Here is a 17960-nt window from a genome sequence, read left to right as displayed (position 1 = left end):
TCGGGACACGACGACGTGCTGGCGGGACGGACCGTCAACGTCTTCGACCCGCAGATGGCCGGCGGGGCCCTGCTGGACCTGGGTGTGTACTGCGCCCACGTCCTGGTGGCGTTGTTCGGGTCGCCGCTCACGGTGACCAGCTGCTCGATCCCCGTGCCGACCGGTGCCGACGGAGCGGGTGCTGCTCTCGCGCTGTACCCCGGGTTCGTCGCCGACCTGAGCTGGTCGAAGATCACCTCGTCGTCGTCACCCAGCGAGATCCGGGGGGAGCTGGGATCGCTGTCCGTGGACCACGTGGCCAGTCCCCGCGCGCTGGTCCTCACCGGCGCCGACGGCTCCGTGGACCCGTTCGCGGTCGACGCGGAATCGCACACCCTGGTCCCGCAGATCGAGAGGTTCGTGCACCTCGTGCGGACCGGGCGGACGAGCGTCCCCGAGCACGGCACGACGCGGGACGCGTTGCGGCTCGTCGACCGGATCCGCCAGCAGGACGCCGGAGGGCTTCGATGACCGCGGACCGCACGCCCGCGGCGCGACCCCGCCCCGTGTTCATCGACCTGGACGGGACGTTGATGGACGCCGCCGGCCAGATCCCGGCCAGCGCCGTCGCAGCGATCGAGGCCGCCCGATCGGCGGGCCACCCGGTGCTCCTCTGCACGGGGAGGTCTCTCCCGGAGATCCCCGACCACGCCCTGGAGATCGGGTTCGACGGGCTCATCGCGTCCTCGGGCGGGTTCGTGCGGTCGCCGTCCGGGAGGGTCCTCCGTCATCTGACGTTCCCCCCGGACCTCCTGCGGGACGTCGTCCGGCACCTGGACGGCGTGGGCGCCGAGCACTTCCTGGAGACCAACGGCGGCACCTACGCGACGACGAGGGTGGTCGACCTGGTCAGCGAGCGGCTGGGCGTGCCCGTCTCCACGTCACCGCTGGGCGGGCGGAGCGACGTCCCCGGCGAGGTGTTGGAGGCGGCCGGTGCCCACGGGGTCAACAAGGTGTCGTTCTTCGGTTCCACGGCACCGGTGGCCGAGGTGGCCGGCTTCCTCGACGGACGAGCCGAGGTGGTGGCCGGCTCGATCTCCGGTCTGCCTCCGGCTGCCGGTGAGATCAGCCCGCTGGGCGTCACCAAGGCAGCAGGCATCCGGGTGCTGCTGGACCACGTCGGCGGGTCGCCCGCTGACTCCGTGGCCTTTGGTGACGGCCCCAACGACGTCTCCATGTTCGCCTTCGTCGGAACCGCGGTGGCGATGGGCGGCAGCCACCCGCTGGCCCTTTCCGCCACCCCGCACATGACGACGGCGATCGACGACGACGGTCTGGCCAGGGGGTTCGCCGCGGTGGGGCTGATCGACGGCCCCCGGAACGGCAGCGACCTGCGCCGCCGGGCCTGACGCCGCCGGCCGGCCGCTCCGGTCAGCCGGACACGGCTCCACCTGGAATCGTCGAGGCGCCGATCGGAACAGGTGCCCTGGTCGAGGTCCACTCGTGGGGCAACACGGCCGGTGACCACCGGGTCACCCGACACCGGTACCGGAGGGACGCGGGCGCTGGACGTCCCGCGCCCGCGTCCCGGCGATCGGGTCAGGCCGGATTGACCGTCAGGCGTGCTTGTCGCTCTCGTGCAGGAGCTCGCGCCCCCGGGTCTCCGGCATCGTCCGCAGGGTGAGGAAGCCGACGAGCCCGACCACCACGAGGATGAAGGCAGGCACGAGGTCGTTGCCCGTGCGGTCGATGAGGTAGGTGCTGATGTAGGGGATCGTGCCGGCGAAGAACGCACCGGCGACGCTGTAGGCCATGGACAGGCCGCTCTGCCGGGTGCGGGTCGGGAACAGCTCCGCGACGGTAGAGGCGTGGGTGCCCAAGATGATGGCCAGGATGGCCGCCAGCCCGAAGGTCGAGACCAGGCCGGCGGGGAGGCTGCCCTGCTGCATGAGCAGGAACAGTGGGACGGCCCCGACGATCAGCAGCACCGCGGCCGTGTTGAGCACCGGTTTGCGCCCGACCCGGTCGGAGACGTGACCGGAGAGCGGGATGAGCGCGATCGCGATCAGCGAGGCGATGGTCGACAGCAGCGCGGCGTCGGTCGAGGACAGCCCGACGATCTCCTCCTGGTAGGTGAGCAGGTACACCAGCACCACGTAGAAGGTGCTGTTCATGAAGGTCTCGATGCCGACCGTCTGCGCGAACTGCTTCCCGTTCCGGCGGAACACCTCACGCACCGGCTGCTTCGACACGGTCTCAAGGCGTTCGAGCGCCAGGAACTCCGGGGTGTCCTCGATCCGACGCCGGATGTACAGACCGACGAAGGCCAGCGGCACCGTGATCAGGAAGGGCACCCGCCATCCCCAGGCGAGGATCTGCTCGTCGGTGAGCACGACGTTGAGCAGGAACACCACGAAGGACGCCGCCAGGAACCCCAGCACCGACCCGAACTCGATCCACGAGCACCCGAAGCCGCGGCGCTTCGGCGGGGAGTACTCGGCCAGGAACGCGGCCGCCGACCCGAACTCGCCGCCCGCCGCGAGACCCTGGATGACCCGGGCCACGACGAGGAGGACCGGGGCGAGGATGCCCACCGAGTCGTAGGACGGCAGCAACCCGAGCATGAGCGTGCCGGCGGCCATCGAGATGATGACGATCGACAGGGTGATCTTCCGGCCGTACCGGTCGCCGATGTACCCGAAGAGCACGGATCCGAGCGGACGCACGAAGAACGCGACGGCGAAGACGGCGAAGACCGACAGCAGGTCGGCGCTCCCGTCCCGGCTCGGGAAGAAGATCTCGGCGATGGTCGTGGCGAGGTATGCGTAGATGGCCCAGTCGAACCAGTGGACGAACACACCGATCGAGCCGGCGATCAGGCTCGTGCGCAGTCCCTTCTGGACATCCGCCGGGGTGGTGTCGGCTCTGGTCATGTCTTGGTCCCCTTTGAACTAGGTCGTGTTCTCGGCCCGCGACCAGCCGACGGGCGGCGTGACGGTTGACGGGCACACGACGGATCGATGTGCGACAACGGACTGCTGAGCGGGCGGCCGCTCGGTTTAGGCCTCAGCGACGGGCGGACCGCGAGAAGAGAGCGAGGCACGGTCGACGAAGCGCCGCCCGACCCCGTGGTACCGGCGGCGAGGAGACCGTTGACCCCTCGGCGCCGGCCGAGCCGAGCGTGGTGCGCCGACCTCCCGATCCGGGGCCGGGGGCCTGTTCGGCCGCTCGATCAATGATGTGACAAGCAGCACACACTGTCCAACAGCATCTCTCGCTGGTGCGCATCTGCGCTTCCGATGTGCGGCAGGCAGGTCGTCCGGCTCGCTGCCTCCGGCGACCTGCCCGCCTCACCGCCCAGGAGCTGGCGGCCGCACCACGGGCGAACGCCCCGCGCCCCGCGCCGCCCACCGCAGTCGAGCGGCCTCGGGCTCAGCGATCGCCGACGACCGCCGTCTCCCCGTGGTCCACGGACCCCCGCGTGCCGAGCGTGCGGGTGAGCACCAGGTACACGGCACCGCTCACGACGAACCCGACGATCCACGCCACGTCGATGAACCCCAGCGGCTCGGCGAGCGGGCCGGTGTACATGGGCGTCACCATGAACGGGATCTGGACGACCAGTCCGATGGCGTACGTCGACAACCCGATCACGTTCCAGCGGCCGTAGCGGCCACCGTCCCGCTGGAAGAGCTCCTCGATGGCGTAGTGGCCCTTGCGGATGACGAAGTAGTCCATGAGGTTGATCGCCGACCACGGGATGAGGACGTACAGCAGGATCGTGACGAAGTTCTGGAACATCGTGACGAAGTCACTCTCGCCGGCGAGCGCTGCGGCCGTTGCGATGGCGCCGCAGACCAGCGTCGTCAGCACCCTGGTCCGGGACGTGACGACCACCCGGCTGAACGTGGAGTTGATGCCGGTCAGCGCACACATGACGCCCGAGTACAGCTCCGCCGCGTTGATCATCGCCGCGCTGAGGGCGAAGATCAGCAGCCCCACCGTGCCGATCGGCCCGAGCACCGACGCCATCGCGCCGAGCGGGTTGCTCGGGTCGACCGACCCGAGGAGCACACCGAGGATCATGACGAACACCGAGCTCAGCACCAGACCGAGGTAGGTGGCCCAGAACGCCGGCCTGACCCCGGTGTCCTTCGGGAGGTAGCGGGAGTAGTCGGAGACGTAGGGCGCGTAGGCGAGCTGCCACACCACCCCGATCGCGAGCATCCCGAAGAACCCCGCGACGGTGAAGCCGGCATCCGGGTTGGCTCCCGTCACGCTCGGCTCGAACCAGAGCATGACCATGGCGATGATGACGACGACAGCGATGATCACCGACAGGACCGCCATCGCCTTGCGCACCAGGTCGTAGCCGTACGCAGCGATCGCGATGCCGACCACGGCGAAGACGATGATGACCACGCGCGGGTTGAGCTCGGGGAAGACCGCCAGGAGGCTGTCCTTCGCGACGACGAGGATGCTGGCGAAGAACCCCAGGAACATCAACAGCGCGATGAACGCGAGCAGACTCCCGCCGTAGAAGCCGAACTGGGCGCGCGCCTGGAGCATCTGCGGTACGCCGAGTTGCGGGCCCTGTGACGCGTGGAGCGCCGAGCCGAATGCTCCGATCACGTTGCCGGTCAGGATGGCGACGATGCTCCACCAGATCGAGAGACCGAAGCTGCCGGTCGCGATGGCCCCGGTCACGACGGTGAGCGGCAGCATGTTGATGCCGACCCAGATCGAGAAGAGGGATCGTACGGAGCCATTACGCTCGTCCTCGGGGATCGGCATGATGTGCCGGGTCTCGAATTGGACGAGCGGTGCAGTGGCCGCCGGTTCAGTGGTCATGGAAGGCCCTTCTCGACATCATTGTCCGGACAAGGTGCTTCGTGTTCGGCCCATCGACCGCGGGTGGGGAGACCGCTCCAGCAGGTGGGGCCAGGGACGAACTCGCGGCATGACGTCGAGGATCGTGGTGGGTGACTCTGCGATCTGTAAAGTTCAGAAACCCGTTGAGCGGGATCGACGGAGATGATTCAGCTCCCTGTGACCGCTCACGCATCAGCGCCCCATCAGGGGAACTCGTCGAGCTCGCGAGCGATGTAGCCCTTGGTCGCGCGGTCGGTCCTGCCTTCGGCGCGGCTCCGGCCGGCGCAGGCGCGGGTGCGTCCATCCCGTTGCAGGCGGACCAGGACGACGGGTCACAGGCTCGGTCGAGCTGCCGGCCACCAGAGCGGCTGATCCGGTAGCGCACCGTCCTGCCCGAGGACGCCGGGATCGGAGCGACGCCGACCAGCAGGCAGCTGCTGCATCTTCGATTGACGGTGGTCGAGACTGATCGTGCCTGGATAGCGGCCTGAGTGGTGAAGGCGAGTCTGAACTCGACTAATGGGGCTTACCGAGGGCACGCTGGCGCCGGCGACGGTTGTAGGCGGGTTCGGTCCAGAACACGATCGCGGCGTGGAGCTCGTCGCGGGTGCGCCAGCGCCGGCGGTCCAGGACGTTCTCCTGCAGCAGCGCGTGCCGGGACTCGATCGCGTCGTTGTCACCCGCAGAGGCGACGCGTCCCATGGTCCCCTGCCGGCATGCGGCTCAGGACGGCGCGGAACGATCTTGCTCGCAACTGGGATCCGGGATCGCTGCACACCATCACCAGGCCCCGCGGCTGGCGCCCTGCGACCGCCGTCCGTAGCGCGGTGACGGCCAGCTGGGCGGTCATCCCTTCGTCGATCGCGTGGCCGACGCTGCGGTTGCTGAACGGGTCCTTCATCGCGCAGCGGTAGACCCTGCCCTCGGCGGTGGGGCGTTCGGTGATGTCGGTGCCCCAGACCTGATCGGGGCGCTGAGCAGTGACGTTCCGCTGCACGTGGTCGTCGTGTACAGCCGGGCCAGAGCCCTTGCCCGCACCTCGCCAGCCCCTGCGCACCGTGGTCGACCAGAGCCCCTGCTCCGAGCACGGTCGCCAGATGCGACGTTCACCGGCGACCAGTCCGGCGCCGGCGACTTCGTCTGCGAGGAACCGGTAGCCGAACTCCGGGCCGCCGCCGTGGGCGTCGATGAGGGCGTCGATGAGGTAGGCGTCCTCCAGATCGCGCTGGTTGACCGGAGCAGCAGTCCAGGCCTGGTGGGCCTGGGTCAAGTGGCCAACTCCCGCAGGTCAGCCGCACCGGGATGCCCTCGGCTGTCAACCGAAGTCGCAGCAGTCCCGCGGGGAGCAGGACGCCGAGATCGTCAGTCGCCCTCGGGAATCACCGGAACGAGCAGGTGAGAGTCGCGCCGCCCTCCGGTGTACAGGACGTGCCGGCCAGCGTTCACTGTGCACGGGTGTCGCTGAGCGAAGGCGTTCACGGGGTAGACGTGCAGGTCGTGGCCCTGAACGACCAGACGGAGAGTCTCTCCGGCGCGGAAGAGCGTGCCGGACGGCCAGATCTCGATGTCGACGGGCAGCCCGATGCACCTGCACCACCCAGAGCTGCTCGAGCGCAGCCTGATCTCCGGCCTGCTGCTGTCGCAGGCGCACTCCTGTTCCGAGCAACTCGCCACCGACGCGCAGGAACCCGCGCCCCAGAGCGTGCTCACCGGGTGATCGATGAGATCGAGCGGGCTCCCGACCGCGGCTTCACGGTGGGTGACCTGGCCAAGCCGTCCGGAGTGAGTGCACGCAGCCTGCAGTACGCCTTCCAGGAGCGGCATCAGATCAGCCCGATGCAGTGCCTGCAGCAGGTGCGGCTGGATCGCGCTCACGACGCCCTGGCGCAGGGCACGGGCTCCGTCTCGGCCGTGGCGTCCCACGGGGGGTTCTTCACGCGAGACGGGTCGGCAGGCGAGACCCTCGCCCACTCCTCCATCGCCATCAACGGCGACGTCCACCGCCACGTCGCACCCGACCTGTCACGCGGCGCTGTGGATGTCCTCGGTGCCGCCTTCGCGAGCAAGGGTCGGCCTCACGGTGGTCAGAATGGTGGTCAAGCGCCCCGCGACAGCAGTCGGGGCCGCCCCGGAGTGCTCCGGGAACGGCCCCTGCCCTGCCATCACTCTGTCGGGCTGACAGTGTCCTGGATCAGGACATCCCGGACAGGTGTCTCACGACATGCCGGACTGATGTCGCAGGTCATGCCGGACCCTCGGCTGAGGGTCGACCATGTCGAAGGCGCGGCTGGTCATCACGGCGATCGAGGTGGAGGGCCGGAGCCCGGCCGAGGTCATCGAGACCTACGGCGTCTCCAAGTCCTGGCTCTATGAGCTGCTGGCCCGCTACCGGGCCGAAGGCGACGCCGCCTTCGAGCCCCGCTCCCGGCGGCCACGCAGCTCACCGGGTGCCACCGCCCCGGCCACGGTCGAGCTGGTGCTGGGACTACGCAAGCAGCTGGCCGAGTCAGGGTTGGACGCCGGCGCGGACACCATCGGCTGGCACCTGACCCATCACCACCAGACCAGCCTCGCGCGGGCCACCATCCACCGGATCCTCACCCGCGCCGGCGCGGTCACCCACGAACCCGCCAAGCGGCCCAAGTCCTCCTACATCCGCTTCGCCGCCGAGCAACCCAACGAGACCTGGCAATCGGACTTCACCCACTACCGGCTGGCCACCCCCGACGGCACCCCAGGCGCCGACACCGAGATCATCACCTGGCTCGACGACCACTCCCGACTGGCGCTGCACGTCACCGCCCACACCCGGATCACCGGACCGATCGTGCTCAACACCTTCCGCCAAGCCGCCGACCTGCACGGCTACCCGGCATCGACGCTCACCGACAACGGCACCGTCTACACCACCCGCTTCGCCGGCGGCCGCGGCGGCCGCAACCACCTCGAACACGAACTACGCCGGCTGGGCATCACGCAGAAGAACTCCCGACCCAACCACCCCACCACCTGCGGCAAGGTCGAACGCTTCCAGCAGACGCTGAAGAACTGGCTGCGCGCCCAGCCCATCCAGCCCGGCACGATCGCCGACCTGCAGGCCCTCATCGACGTCTTCGTCGACACCTACAACTGCCACCGCCCGCACCGGTCCCTGCCCCGCCGGGCCACCCCGGCCACCGCCTACACCGCGCGGCCGAAAGCCGCACCCGGCGCCGACCGCAACCGCGACACCCACGACCGGGTCCGCACCGACCGCATCGACTCCACCGGCTGCGTCACCCTCCGACTGGCCGGCCGCCTCCACCACATCGGCGTCGGCCGAACCCACGCCGGAACCCAAGTCCTGCTGCTCGTCCAGGACCTGCACGTGCGCGTCATCGACGCCGCCACCGGCGAACTCCTCCGCGAGCTCACCATCGACCCCACCCGCGACTACCAGCCCACCGGCCGACCACCCGGCCCCACCCGCAACTGACAGACGCCCGAACCCACAATCCGTGGGTCCGGGCGTCCGGTATGTCCTGAGACATCACACTGTCGGGCTGACAGGATTTGAACCTGCGACCCCTTGACCCCCAGTCGTCGGCGGGGGGGGTCCGCTCCAGTTCGCCAACGTCCGTTTGTGCTGGTCAGCCGCTTGGTCGGTCCGCGGCGAACTACCCGGGACGAGGGCGGACGGACTCAAATGGTGGTCAAACGAGCCCGGGGCGCCGACCGCTGCGCGAGCCGGTCGAGCACCTAGAAAGTTGCTGATGCGGCACCCGCGAGCCGCTCAGCGCGGCCAGGAGCGTACTGACCCGTTCGTCACCCAACGCGCCGGCTGAGACCGACACCAGTAGCAAGTTGTAAGCACTGCGGCGGCCGCACGGCTCAGTCCAGCCCGGACAGCCGACCCGCGCGATCGGCCGCTGCCACAGGTATGGCAGTGCCACATCGAGTCCTCCTCGGACGCACTGAACGCGCCGGTCAGCCTGTCGTCCGCTACTCACATCCGGCCTTCGCTGACGCGTCGCCGCCCACTGTCGGCTACGCGCAGCAGCGCCAAACCCCGACGGCGACCGAGGCCTCCCTGGTCGAGGTGTCACTACCCGAAGTCCCCCGGCGCCTGCTCCCGACGCGAGCACCAGTTGCCGGGAGGAGCGCCGATGCCGAGCCACGCCCACGAGGCGATTCCGCAGGACGTCTCGACCATCACGTCGAGCGATCCGTCGCAGCCCCTCGTAGCCGACCTCAAGGAGCTCGACGCAGCGGCCGACCGCCATCGGCTGTGCGTGGTCCTGGTCAGCGCCTACAACGGCGACACGTACCGGCTGCTGACCGACCTGGCTGGCCTGCTCGAAGCGAGCGTCGCCTACGTCGATCGCCACACCGTCGAGGCCCACCTGGAACGGTCACTGTCCGACCCCACGTGGTCGGCCATCGCCTCCCGGCTCACCGCGATGGCGTTCGACGAGCACATCGGGGACGCCGGCACGATCCGCACCGACTGGATCGACGACGTACTGCTCCGAGCCAGCGTTCCCGGCCGGATCCCAGAGGACAGCCGCCCCCCAGTGTTACCCCGGCATCCACGCTGGCGATGAGGATCACTCGGACCTGCGCCAGCTGCGGCTACACCGCCGACTACGCCAGCGCACCGCTGGCCGATGCGCACCATCCTCGACACTCCTGCGCCAAGCACCGGCTGGCTCTGGAACGGGCTGCCCGACGCGCGGACCGTGCCGGCAAACGCACGACACGAGAGTGCAGCCATGCAGGGCGCCGGCACTCCCACGGCACCAGGGCCGCCTATGTCAAGGACCGGTGCCGGTGCACGGCGTGCACCGCTGCCAACACCGCGGCCTCGCGCGCCGCCAACCGGGAACGCGCCTACGGACGGCGACCGCCGCTCACCGACGCCGGCCCGGTCCACGACCACCTCGTCGCACTGCGGGCAGCCGGGATCGGAGTCGAGCGCATCGCCGAGCTCACTGGCGTGTCCGTCAGCCACATCCGGACGCTGGCTGCTTCCGACCGCGGCCACTCCCCCGTCACCCGACGGATCCACCTCAGCACCGCCGCCCGCATTTTGATCGTCAGCATCTCCGACGAGCACCGAGCCCCGCACAGCCGATTCGACGCAACCGGAACCCGTCGTCGGCTGCAGGCCCTTGCCGCCATCGGCTGGTCCCCCGAGCTGTTGGCAGCCGAGCTCGATCGCCGCACGAGCAGTCTGCAGCGCAGCATGACCAGCCCGTCGGTCACCGCTCGCACCGCCCGGGACGTCGCCGCGCTGTATGAGCGGCTGGAGAACACCCCGCCACCGCGAGCCACCCGCAGGCAGTGCGCAGCTGCAGAAGCCTCTCAGGCTCACGCCGTCGCGCGGGGATGGCTGCCACCGATGGCGTGGGACGACATCGATACCGACGCTCCGCCGCGATCGGATGCCCCTCGGCTCCCGACGGACGACGTCGACGAGATCGCCGTCGAACGCGCCATGGCCGGCGACGGCATCCAGTACGCCGGGCTGACCCCCGCTGAACAGACCCAGGTCGTCCACCGCCTCACCGAGCGCGGCCGGTCGCTCCGAGACATCGCCGCACAGCTGGCCACGACTAAGCGCACCGTCTCGCGACACCGCGGCCCCCTCAGTTCGAGATAACTCGAACGGCCACGGCCGACGAAAAGGGCGATCTTCAGCGGCCCTTGTCACGCGAACTCGCGAGTGCCCAGCCGCCTCGGCATCAGGTCAGGCCTATCGCGCGCCAGAAGTTGGGTTCGGTCATGATCCGAGTTCCGTAGGAGCGCGCCTTCTCCGCCTTCTCTGACAGTGATTGAGGGTCGGCGGTGACGAGCACGTCGAGCGTTTTCGTGACGCGTTCATGCACGATCAGGCCTGCTGCTCGTGCCAGTGTGTGTGCCTGGTCGCGAGTGATGGGCTGTCCCTGGATGCGCGTCTGGAAGGCGCCGGTGAAACACACGCCTAGCCCGCGGAGATCGTCGTCCTGACTTCGGCTGGGAGTCCGGGCTCGTGCTGCGTGCAGGGCGGCAGCGATCTCACCGACTCCGAACCCGAGTGCAGCCGCTACGTCCGCAAGGTCCTCGGCCTCCAGGTCGGTGACCACACCGTCTCCGAGCGCCGTCAGGGCCAGCGCCTCCAGGTAGTTCATGTGAGCTCGGTGCACGTCCGAGCGCGAGAGCCCCCAGGCCCGGGCTGTGTCGGCAAGGGTGCGCACCTCCGCTGAGTCCAAACGCCGGTCCTCCAGCGCCCGGGACAGCACATCGAGGTATGCCGCGGTGTCGGCTGGCTGCGTCGCGCTTCCTAGGCTGTGCGCGGGAAGATGCCGGATCAGCGTGACCAGTGGCGAGGCCTCCGGCCTAGATCGCGACGAGCGGGGTCGCACCGGGCCGCCGATCGGCCACACGGACCAGCTCAGCGCCTCGGGCCATACGTCGGGCACGCAGCCAAGGTCGGCCAGCGTGCCCCCGCCGGCGCGCCGCAGGTAGACGGCCAGCAGTTCGGCTGTCGCGGTCGCATCCCCCAATGCCGTGTGTTCGCCCGGGTGGGTGAGCGACTCCGCCGTCAGGCAGTCGGCCAGCCGGCCACCACCCAACGCTCCCAACCGATACGACAGCGCGAGGGTGCACAGCGCTGGCCAGGTGGGGGGCGCCGCCCCCAGACGCGTGAACTCCGATGACACGAACCCGAGATCGAAGCGGGCGTTGTGGGCGACCACGACGGCCCCGTCCAACCTGTCGGCGACATCCCCAGCCACGTCCAGGAACCGGGGCGCGTCCAGAACATCGGCCCCGCGGATTCCGTGCACGTGCGTCGGGCCGAGGTCGCGCTGCGGATTCAGCAACGTCGACCAGGAGTCCTCAACGGTGCCGTCCGGTGCGGTCCGGACGATCGCGATCTCGACGATCCGGTCACGTAGCCGCGGGGAGAAGCCGGTCGTCTCCACGTCCACCACAGCGAAAGGGGTGGTGCCGAGCTCCGGGCGGCCGTGCGGTCGCCGACCGGTTCCAGCGGCCGATGTCGTCGGGGCCAGGCGGGACGCCTCCGCCGCGGCGGGTCGGGTGGATACGTCGGGCGCCGACACGTTGGCGGCCGGCGCCGACGATGGCGCCGCTGCTGAGGTGCTGCGTGCGTCGTCCGGCCGATCGGCGGCGACGTCTCGAGCCTCGTGCAGTAGCTGGCGTGCGGCCTTCCAGGCGCCTTCGACGTCGAGGCTGCGTGCGGCGAAGCCCTCATTGAGCAGCTCCTCACTGAGCTGCTCGTCGAACTTCTCGACGATCTTGTTGTCGACCCTGGCAGCTAGCAAGGCTGGGTCAGGGGCGCCCTGCTCGACCAGCTCGGCGAGGCGGCTCAGGGCCTGCTCTCGCGTGCAGTTGCTCAAGGTCAAGCAGACGCCGTCTTGGGCCACCTCGATGCCCGCAGCAGTCAAGGCGACCGTGAGCGTCGAGCAGATGCGATCACCGCGCCACGGGAAGATCAACGTGTCAGCGCCATTGGTCAGCAACGGGTCCGCCCCGAGCCCGTACCGGACGAAGTTGTGACGGCCCTCGGTGAGCAACTGGGCCGCCGTCGCGTCCAAGTAGGCCGGCACCTCAGCACTCAGGTACACACGCCGCATCTCTTGGCGGATCCGGTCAGCGACAGCTGCGCCGGCGCCGGCGAATGTCGGTGGCCGCCCTCCAGAGGACCGGATCAGTTCGACGACCTTCTCGTGTGCGTCGACCGCCAGCACCTTCCAGCGTCGCCCGCCGAAGATGAGGAGGGACCCGGGCATCAACGGATAGTCGATCGGCAAGGTCCCGAGCGTGCGACCACTGGCGATGAGGCGGTACTCCTCACCGGTGCGAAAGGCCGCATAGAACGAGTAGTGGTTGACCAGGCGCTCGCCGGCTTGCCCGTGCAGCAGCAGCCCGTCAGAAGCCTGCATGAGCAGGTCAACTCGCTCATCCGCAAGTGCACGCAGCAGCTGTTTGAACGTGTCCCGGGAGACGCTGGCGAAAGGGCCGGTTTCGCACAGCACCCGATATGCCTCGAGTGGTGTCACCCCACCGTGCTGAGCGATCAACGACAGCAGCTGCTGAACGAGCGTGGACAGGTGGAGTCCGCCCGAGTTCGGCGCCTCGTTCCACCGATCGAGCAGCAAGTTGACCATGGCGATGCTCTGGACGAGTTCGGTGCGCAACGCGTCGGACGGCGGTGTTTGCGGGCCTACCTGCGGCTCGGTGACGTACAGCCTCATCGTGGCGGAGCCACCGCGACGGCCCGACCGGCCCAGCCGCTGCCGCATGCTCGCCACCGACTGGGGCGCACCTAGCTGTGCGATGGAGGTGACAGAGCCGATGTCGATTCCCATCTCCAGTGTGGACGTGCAGACCGCACTGACTGGAGTCTCTCGGTCCTTCAGCCGGGATTCGGCAAACTCGCGCAGTTCTCTGGAGAGGCTTCCGTGGTGCGGGATGAACTCGTTCGGGACGTGTTCGCGCTCGGACCGTCGCTGGAGCAGGTCCGCGTAGATCTCCACTTCCCGTCGCGAGTTGGCGAAGACGAGGTTGTCGGTCCCGCGCAGCGTCCGGTAGAGGTGATCGGCGATCGCCAGCTGGTGCCCCTCGGTCACCTCCTCGGCTTCCACGTCGCGGCCGCTGGCCTCCACATGCTCCGCTTGGCGTGCCGAGAGCTGCGGCGGCAGCGCCTCGTAGCCGCGCAACTGCAGCTTCAGTTCGTGGGTGTCGTCGACTGAGGTGATCCGGGTGACGCGTGCCCCGGCGCCGGGGCGCAAGTACGCCGCCGCACCGTCCATGTCGCCGAGGGTCGCTGACAGCCCAATCCTGGGCACGCGCCGGCGCACGGCCAGCTCTACCCGATGCAGGAGCGACTGCAGCTGCATACCTCGTTCGGTTCCGAGGAACGAGTGCATCTCGTCGATGACGACGTAGCGCAGTCCGCCCAGGATCTTCGCGACCTTGGGGCCGTGAATGACGAGGAGCGCCTCCAGGGATTCCGGCGTGATGAGCAGGATCCCGTCGGGATCACTGAGCACCTTCGCCTTGCGTGATCCGGGAACGTCCCCGTGCCAGCGATGGACCGGCATGTCCAAGTGCTCGCAGAGGGCGTCGAGCCGGCCGTACTGGTCGTTGATGAGCGCCTTGAGGGGGCTCACGTACAGCGCCTGCACACCGGATGCCGCACGCTGCTGCTCCGAGCGCGCGCCACTCTGCCTACGCGCGTCAACCGCGCTTTCTCGCGCGACCAACAGGCTCGAGCAGATCGGGAGGAACGCAGCCTCGGTCTTCCCGGCGGCCGTCGCCGCAGAAATGATCACGTCCCGATCGCCGGCGAGAATCGGGCGGACGGCGCGTTCCTGCGCGTCGCGCAGCTCGGTCCAGTTCTGCTCCCAGATCCATCGTTGGATGCGCGGGTGCAGTTCAACGAAGGCCGACGACTGATGGCTTGCGGCCTCACCCGCTGAGTCAGTCATGCGCAGCGGCCCATCACAGCCTGAAGGTCGCGAGATCGTCGTCTTCCGGTGACGACGCGGACGCGGAGCTCGACCCAGCCCCCGGCTCGATCTGGTCGGCTGAGCCGTCAGCGGCGTACGGGCGCGCGGAGCCGTCTTCCTCGGCCAGTGGCGCGAGATCGGGATTGGATTCGGCCACGAGGTTCACCGCGCCGACCAGCGGCGCCCAGTCAGTTCCCGGGTTCTGCTCGAGTACGGCAAGCAGGTTCACGAACTCTTTGATGGTGGTTCGCGGCGTCCGGAAGTACGCGTCGCCGATGCGGCTGGAGCAGTGGGTCATGAAGGCCGTCAAGGCGTCGTCAGGAACCAGATAGGCGTTCGCATCCCCGCCGGCGAAGACATGCCGCAAGCGGGTCAAGAGCAAGTAGAAGTCCTCGGGCGTCAGGTTCGCCAAGCGCAGGACGGGGCCGGAGTAGTCGACGAGGCCACCTGTGGCGTAGGTGTTCTCGGCCAGGCGCGACTGCAACGCCGCATAGGAGTACAGGCCACGCCGGGTGTCGAGCAAGAAGTCCGGGGTTCCACCCAGGATGAATCCGAGGTGGGCGGCGGTTCCCTGCAGGCTGTCGTTGAGGATGCGCAGGATCTGCTCGTAGTTGGCGTTGCGGGCTTGCGTGTTCGCCAGCTTGTACAGGTTGACCATCTCGTCCAGGCACACCAGCAGACCGCCGAAGCCGGCCATCACGACGAACCTGGCCAGCAGTTTGAGCTGGTCGTAGAAGTTGGCGTCGTCGACGATGGTGCGTACGCCGAGCGCCGCCCTGGCGTCGGTTCGGGTGCTGAACTCGCCGCGCAGCCAGCGCACCGCGTCGGTCTTGAGCTGCTCGTTGCCGGTGTCGTGCCCGCGCCAGTACGCGCCGATGACTTCGGCGAAGTCGTACCCACCGGTCAACTCCGACAGCGATGCCAGCCGGGTGCGGATGACGGCGTCCGGCGTTGTCCCGGTTTCTCGCGCCTCGGTGAGCGCGGCGGTGATGAACCGTTCGACGATGCTGCCCATGGCCCCACCGTCGGGCTTCGCACGGGTGGCGATGTTGCGCATCAACTCGCTGTACAGGGACCGGGCCTGACCGCCGGTGGCGTGCAGCCGCCGGTCAGGTGAAAGGTCGGCGTGCACCGTGACCAGCTTGCGTTCCATCGCGATCGACCGCACCAGGTTCAGGAAGAAGGTCTTCCCAGAGCCGTACTCACCGATGGCTAAACGGAAGGCGGAGCCGCCGTCGGCGATCCGGTCGACGTCACTCAGCAGGGCTTTGACCTCCTCGGCCCGGCCGACCTGCACGTGCTGCTGGCCGACACGTGGGACCACGCCAGCGCGCAGCGCCTGCAGGATCGCGTCACGCTCCCGCGGCCGGATCGTCGTGCCCACGGGACTGGCTGGGGTCATGCTGGTCATGCCTGCATCTCCTGGGCTACGACAGGGTCGATCGTGATGGGGTCATCGCCGTCGACGAGCGGGTCACCGACCCGCTCGTAGGCGGCTTCGTTCAAGGTGTCGACGGCGCCGTCGGGCAGCAGCCCCAGACCGGCGCACTCGGCTTCGAGCTCCGCGCGGGCCCAGCTTCCCCGGCCAGCGAGCACCGCCAGCAGCGTCGAGTGGGCAGCGTCGAGGCCCGCGATGGAGGGCCCCGTCGTGGCGGGCAGCGACGGCGGTGGCGGTTCCTCGTCGGTGAAGATGGAGCCGAGCAGCGCGGTGACCGCCGAAGTCTCGGCGAGCTTGGCTGCGACCGTCGCTGCGTCGAGCTGCACGGGCGTAGCCGGATCGCGGGGTACGCCGGGGTCGGGTCGGGCAGCCGGAGCCGGTGGAATGGCGTAGGCATGCGCGCCCCGCGAGGAGGACCTAACCGTCACGGGCGCGACTGCAGCGGTGATTCCACCGGTCGTTGCCGCGTGCACACGGCTGTAGACCGACGCAGGATCCAATCCGAGCAACTTGAAGATCTTCGTCAAGATCTTGATCTCCTCGGGGCTCACATGCCCGTCAGTGGCCGCGACGGTGGTGAGGAAGTCCCCGACGTTTTCGCGCTGCTCCTGGTCCAGTGCGGCAAGCCGCTTGGTGAGCCCGGTCAGCTTTACCGGACTAGCCGACAGCCAGCGCAGGTGGGCCTGCAGCCGGGCGCGTTCGGCGGCAGCAAATCCCATGGCGGCCTCGAGGTGCGCCACGAGGTGGGAGACCTCCGCATCCGACACATGCCCGTCGGCCGCGCTGACTGCGGACGCGAGGTGCATCAACAGAGCCGCGGCCTGGTACTCGGGACTTGGAGAGATGGGCTGGCCAGGTTCGGCGCGGAACAGCACCACAACCCCGGCAGGGTCCGGCACCGGCCCGCCGTGGCGGACGTCGGGTTCCAAGCCGATCCCGCGGGCGCTCAGCAGCTGTGCCAGCGTGACAGCCTCAGCCTTTGCCACCTTGCCCGGTGTCACCAGCGGCCAGAAAGAGAGCAGCTCGCCAGCGTCAACGACCATGCTGGCCTGCCCGTCGAGAACGCCGTTGACGAACGAGTCCAAGCGGGCCAGGTCGTCGCCGCCGGCGCTGTCCACGAGTTCTGGCGGCAAGAGTGCGGCCGCCGGCAGCGTCCCGCGCGCGTCAGGATTGCGTCCCAGATAGCGACTGTAGGCCTCCAGGTCCGCGGTGCACTCCTCCACGAGCGTGGCCAACTTCTTGCTCGGCCCCGCCTGGGTCAGAACGTCGGGCAGCGTTGTCGAGAGCTCAGCTCGGCCGATACCTGCACTAGCCGAGTGGTAGTCGAGCTTCACCATCGTGGTTGTCGCCCTGATGGTGATCCCCGGTCCGTGGCGTTCGCCGTACCTGGCACGGAACAGCGCCTCGTACTCGGCCGAACAGCGGGTTGCCGGAGTTCGCAGGTAGATCTCCGGGTGGTAGTAGGCCCACGCTAAGGCCCAGTCGGCAGAGACCGGTGTCCTGTCGACCGCGAGCTCCCCCAAACCGACCCGCAGGGCCATCGGGACGTCCCAGGGGTTGCCGGTGCGCGCAGGAACAGAGACGTCGCCCGTGCTCGTCGCGTAGAAGTCCAGCAGCTGCAGGAACCGTGTTGCGTAACCGCGGAAGGACCCGTTCTCACCGTAGAGGTCGAGCAGTCGCCGAGCCTCGGCGGCGATAGCGGGCATCTCGTCGCTGATGTCCTGGCCCGCGGCGGCGTCAACGAGCACCCGACGTTCGAGGCCGTAGAAGAAGAGGAACGGCCAGCTGATCGGGGCGTTCGGTGCGCGTCGGCCGTCGGCCAGCCACGTCAGGTACGCGGCGCGCGCTCCGGGTGTGAGATCGCTGTAGGAAGGCCAGTACCCGACACTGCCAGCCGCCCAGTCGGGACGGCGGAAGTCCAGCGGGAGCCGTGGGTCGATGAGCGCGGGGTCTGGGCCGTAGCCGGCGGCGGCTGCCAGCTGTCGTCCGACGTACAGCATCCCGCCGGGGAGGGTCAGGGAGCTCACCTTCACCGCAGCCCCCGGCGGAACCCACCCGTCCCTGCCAGCCCTGCCGACCGCTGCCGGCGGCGGCGGTGGCGGCGGCGGACTGGGTGACTTCGGCGCCGCAGCCACCGAAGAAGGCAGTGCAGACGACTTACGATTCGAGATCGGAGG

15 protein-coding genes are annotated in these 17960 nt (G+C 69.0%); 7 read left to right on the top strand and 8 right to left on the bottom strand.

The window, feature by feature from the left end:
- Positions 1 to 15: 15 nt before the first annotated feature.
- Entirely contained in the window at positions 16 to 510 is a 495-nt protein-coding gene (locus tag O2W53_RS17715; RefSeq protein ID WP_269164379.1) for a Gfo/Idh/MocA family protein, read from the top strand.
- Positions 507 to 1388: an HAD family hydrolase gene (locus O2W53_RS17710; RefSeq protein ID WP_269164378.1), complete on the top strand. Its 882-nt coding sequence runs from the start codon at positions 507 to 509 to the stop codon at positions 1386 to 1388. Before O2W53_RS17715 ends, O2W53_RS17710 begins: the two co-directional genes overlap by 4 nt.
- A 207-nt stretch (positions 1389 to 1595) precedes the next feature.
- Here O2W53_RS17710 and O2W53_RS17705 read toward each other — a convergent pair whose 3' ends face one another.
- The 5 genes from O2W53_RS17705 to O2W53_RS23960 all read right to left on the bottom strand — a co-directional run bounded on the left by O2W53_RS17705 (position 1596) and on the right by O2W53_RS23960 (position 6366).
- The gene (locus tag O2W53_RS17705; protein ID WP_269164377.1) at positions 1596 to 2912 is read right to left on the bottom strand and encodes an MFS transporter; all 1317 of its coding nucleotides are present in this window, start codon (positions 2910 to 2912) and stop codon (positions 1596 to 1598) included.
- A 499-nt stretch (positions 2913 to 3411) separates the two neighbouring features.
- Positions 3412 to 4830 carry a purine-cytosine permease family protein gene (locus tag O2W53_RS17700; protein WP_269164376.1) on the bottom strand — a complete coding sequence of 473 codons (1419 nt, stop codon included), beginning with the start codon at positions 4828 to 4830 and terminating at the stop codon, positions 3412 to 3414.
- Positions 4831 to 5367: 537 nt separating this feature from the next.
- A complete protein-coding gene (locus tag O2W53_RS17695) occupies positions 5368 to 5553 on the bottom strand; it encodes a hypothetical protein (protein ID WP_269164375.1) in 186 nt (61 codons plus the stop codon).
- Positions 5528 to 6121, bottom strand: coding sequence for a DDE-type integrase/transposase/recombinase (locus O2W53_RS17690; protein ID WP_269164374.1), 594 nt, complete (start codon positions 6119 to 6121; stop codon positions 5528 to 5530). The genes O2W53_RS17695 and O2W53_RS17690 overlap by 26 nt, the downstream gene beginning before the upstream one ends.
- Before the next feature lie 92 nt (positions 6122 to 6213).
- Positions 6214 to 6366, bottom strand: coding sequence for a hypothetical protein (locus O2W53_RS23960; RefSeq protein ID WP_442929291.1), 153 nt, complete (start codon positions 6364 to 6366; stop codon positions 6214 to 6216).
- A gap of 28 nt (positions 6367 to 6394) precedes the next feature.
- Between O2W53_RS23960 and O2W53_RS17685 the strand changes: the two genes are divergently transcribed.
- From O2W53_RS17685 to O2W53_RS17670, 5 genes are all read left to right on the top strand, one after another.
- A complete protein-coding gene (locus tag O2W53_RS17685; RefSeq protein WP_269164373.1) occupies positions 6395 to 6568 on the top strand; it encodes a hypothetical protein in 174 nt (57 codons plus the stop codon).
- On the top strand, positions 6565 to 7224 hold the full coding sequence (locus O2W53_RS23955; RefSeq protein ID WP_442929287.1) for a helix-turn-helix domain-containing protein: 660 nt from the start codon (positions 6565 to 6567) through the stop codon (positions 7222 to 7224). The genes O2W53_RS17685 and O2W53_RS23955 overlap by 4 nt, the downstream gene beginning before the upstream one ends.
- Positions 7124 to 8326, top strand: coding sequence for an IS481 family transposase (locus O2W53_RS17680; RefSeq protein ID WP_269164372.1), 1203 nt, complete (start codon positions 7124 to 7126; stop codon positions 8324 to 8326). Before O2W53_RS23955 ends, O2W53_RS17680 begins: the two co-directional genes overlap by 101 nt.
- 670 nt (positions 8327 to 8996) lie before the next feature.
- Positions 8997 to 9434: a hypothetical protein gene (locus O2W53_RS17675; RefSeq protein ID WP_269164371.1), complete on the top strand. Its 438-nt coding sequence runs from the start codon at positions 8997 to 8999 to the stop codon at positions 9432 to 9434.
- Positions 9431 to 10492 (top strand): helix-turn-helix domain containing protein, encoded by a 1062-nt coding sequence (locus tag O2W53_RS17670; protein WP_269164370.1) that lies wholly within the window; start codon positions 9431 to 9433, stop codon positions 10490 to 10492. Before O2W53_RS17675 ends, O2W53_RS17670 begins: the two co-directional genes overlap by 4 nt.
- Before the next feature lie 82 nt (positions 10493 to 10574).
- Here the strand turns inward: O2W53_RS17670 and O2W53_RS17665 are convergent, their stop codons facing one another.
- The 3 genes from O2W53_RS17665 to O2W53_RS17655 are packed head-to-tail and all read right to left on the bottom strand — an operon-like array spanning position 10575 to position 17918.
- Positions 10575 to 14324, bottom strand: coding sequence for a DEAD/DEAH box helicase (locus O2W53_RS17665; RefSeq protein ID WP_269164369.1), 3750 nt, complete (start codon positions 14322 to 14324; stop codon positions 10575 to 10577).
- A gap of 13 nt (positions 14325 to 14337) precedes the next feature.
- Positions 14338 to 15756 (bottom strand): ATP-binding protein, encoded by a 1419-nt coding sequence (locus O2W53_RS17660; RefSeq protein ID WP_269164368.1) that lies wholly within the window; start codon positions 15754 to 15756, stop codon positions 14338 to 14340.
- Positions 15753 to 17918 carry a tellurite resistance TerB family protein gene (locus O2W53_RS17655; RefSeq protein ID WP_269164367.1) on the bottom strand — a complete coding sequence of 722 codons (2166 nt, stop codon included), beginning with the start codon at positions 17916 to 17918 and terminating at the stop codon, positions 15753 to 15755. The genes O2W53_RS17660 and O2W53_RS17655 overlap by 4 nt, the downstream gene beginning before the upstream one ends.
- Positions 17919 to 17960: the final 42 nt, after the last annotated feature.

The sequence above is a fragment of the Modestobacter sp. VKM Ac-2978 genome, from assembly GCF_026968025.1.
Taxonomy (GTDB): Bacteria; Actinomycetota; Actinomycetes; order Mycobacteriales; family Geodermatophilaceae; genus Modestobacter.
The sequence above is the reverse complement of the archived record's forward strand: the minus strand, read 5'-3'. Positions and strand labels throughout refer to the sequence as shown.

Excerpts from the sequence above, each read along its gene's own strand:
- O2W53_RS17660 (WP_269164368.1), bottom strand. The coding sequence starts at position 15,756 with ATGACCAGCATGACCCCAGCCAGTCCCGTGGGCACGACGATCCGGCCG.
- O2W53_RS17670 (WP_269164370.1), top strand. The coding sequence starts at position 9,431 with ATGAGGATCACTCGGACCTGCGCCAGCTGCGGCTACACCGCCGACTAC.
- O2W53_RS17700 (WP_269164376.1), bottom strand. The coding sequence starts at position 4,830 with ATGACCACTGAACCGGCGGCCACTGCACCGCTCGTCCAATTCGAGACC.
- O2W53_RS17710 (WP_269164378.1), top strand. The coding sequence starts at position 507 with ATGACCGCGGACCGCACGCCCGCGGCGCGACCCCGCCCCGTGTTCATC.
- O2W53_RS17705 (WP_269164377.1), bottom strand. The coding sequence starts at position 2,912 with ATGACCAGAGCCGACACCACCCCGGCGGATGTCCAGAAGGGACTGCGC.
- O2W53_RS17665 (WP_269164369.1), bottom strand. The coding sequence starts at position 14,324 with ATGACTGACTCAGCGGGTGAGGCCGCAAGCCATCAGTCGTCGGCCTTC.
- O2W53_RS17695 (WP_269164375.1), bottom strand. The coding sequence starts at position 5,553 with ATGGGACGCGTCGCCTCTGCGGGTGACAACGACGCGATCGAGTCCCGG.
- O2W53_RS17675 (WP_269164371.1), top strand. The coding sequence starts at position 8,997 with ATGCCGAGCCACGCCCACGAGGCGATTCCGCAGGACGTCTCGACCATC.
- O2W53_RS17680 (WP_269164372.1), top strand. The coding sequence starts at position 7,124 with ATGTCGAAGGCGCGGCTGGTCATCACGGCGATCGAGGTGGAGGGCCGG.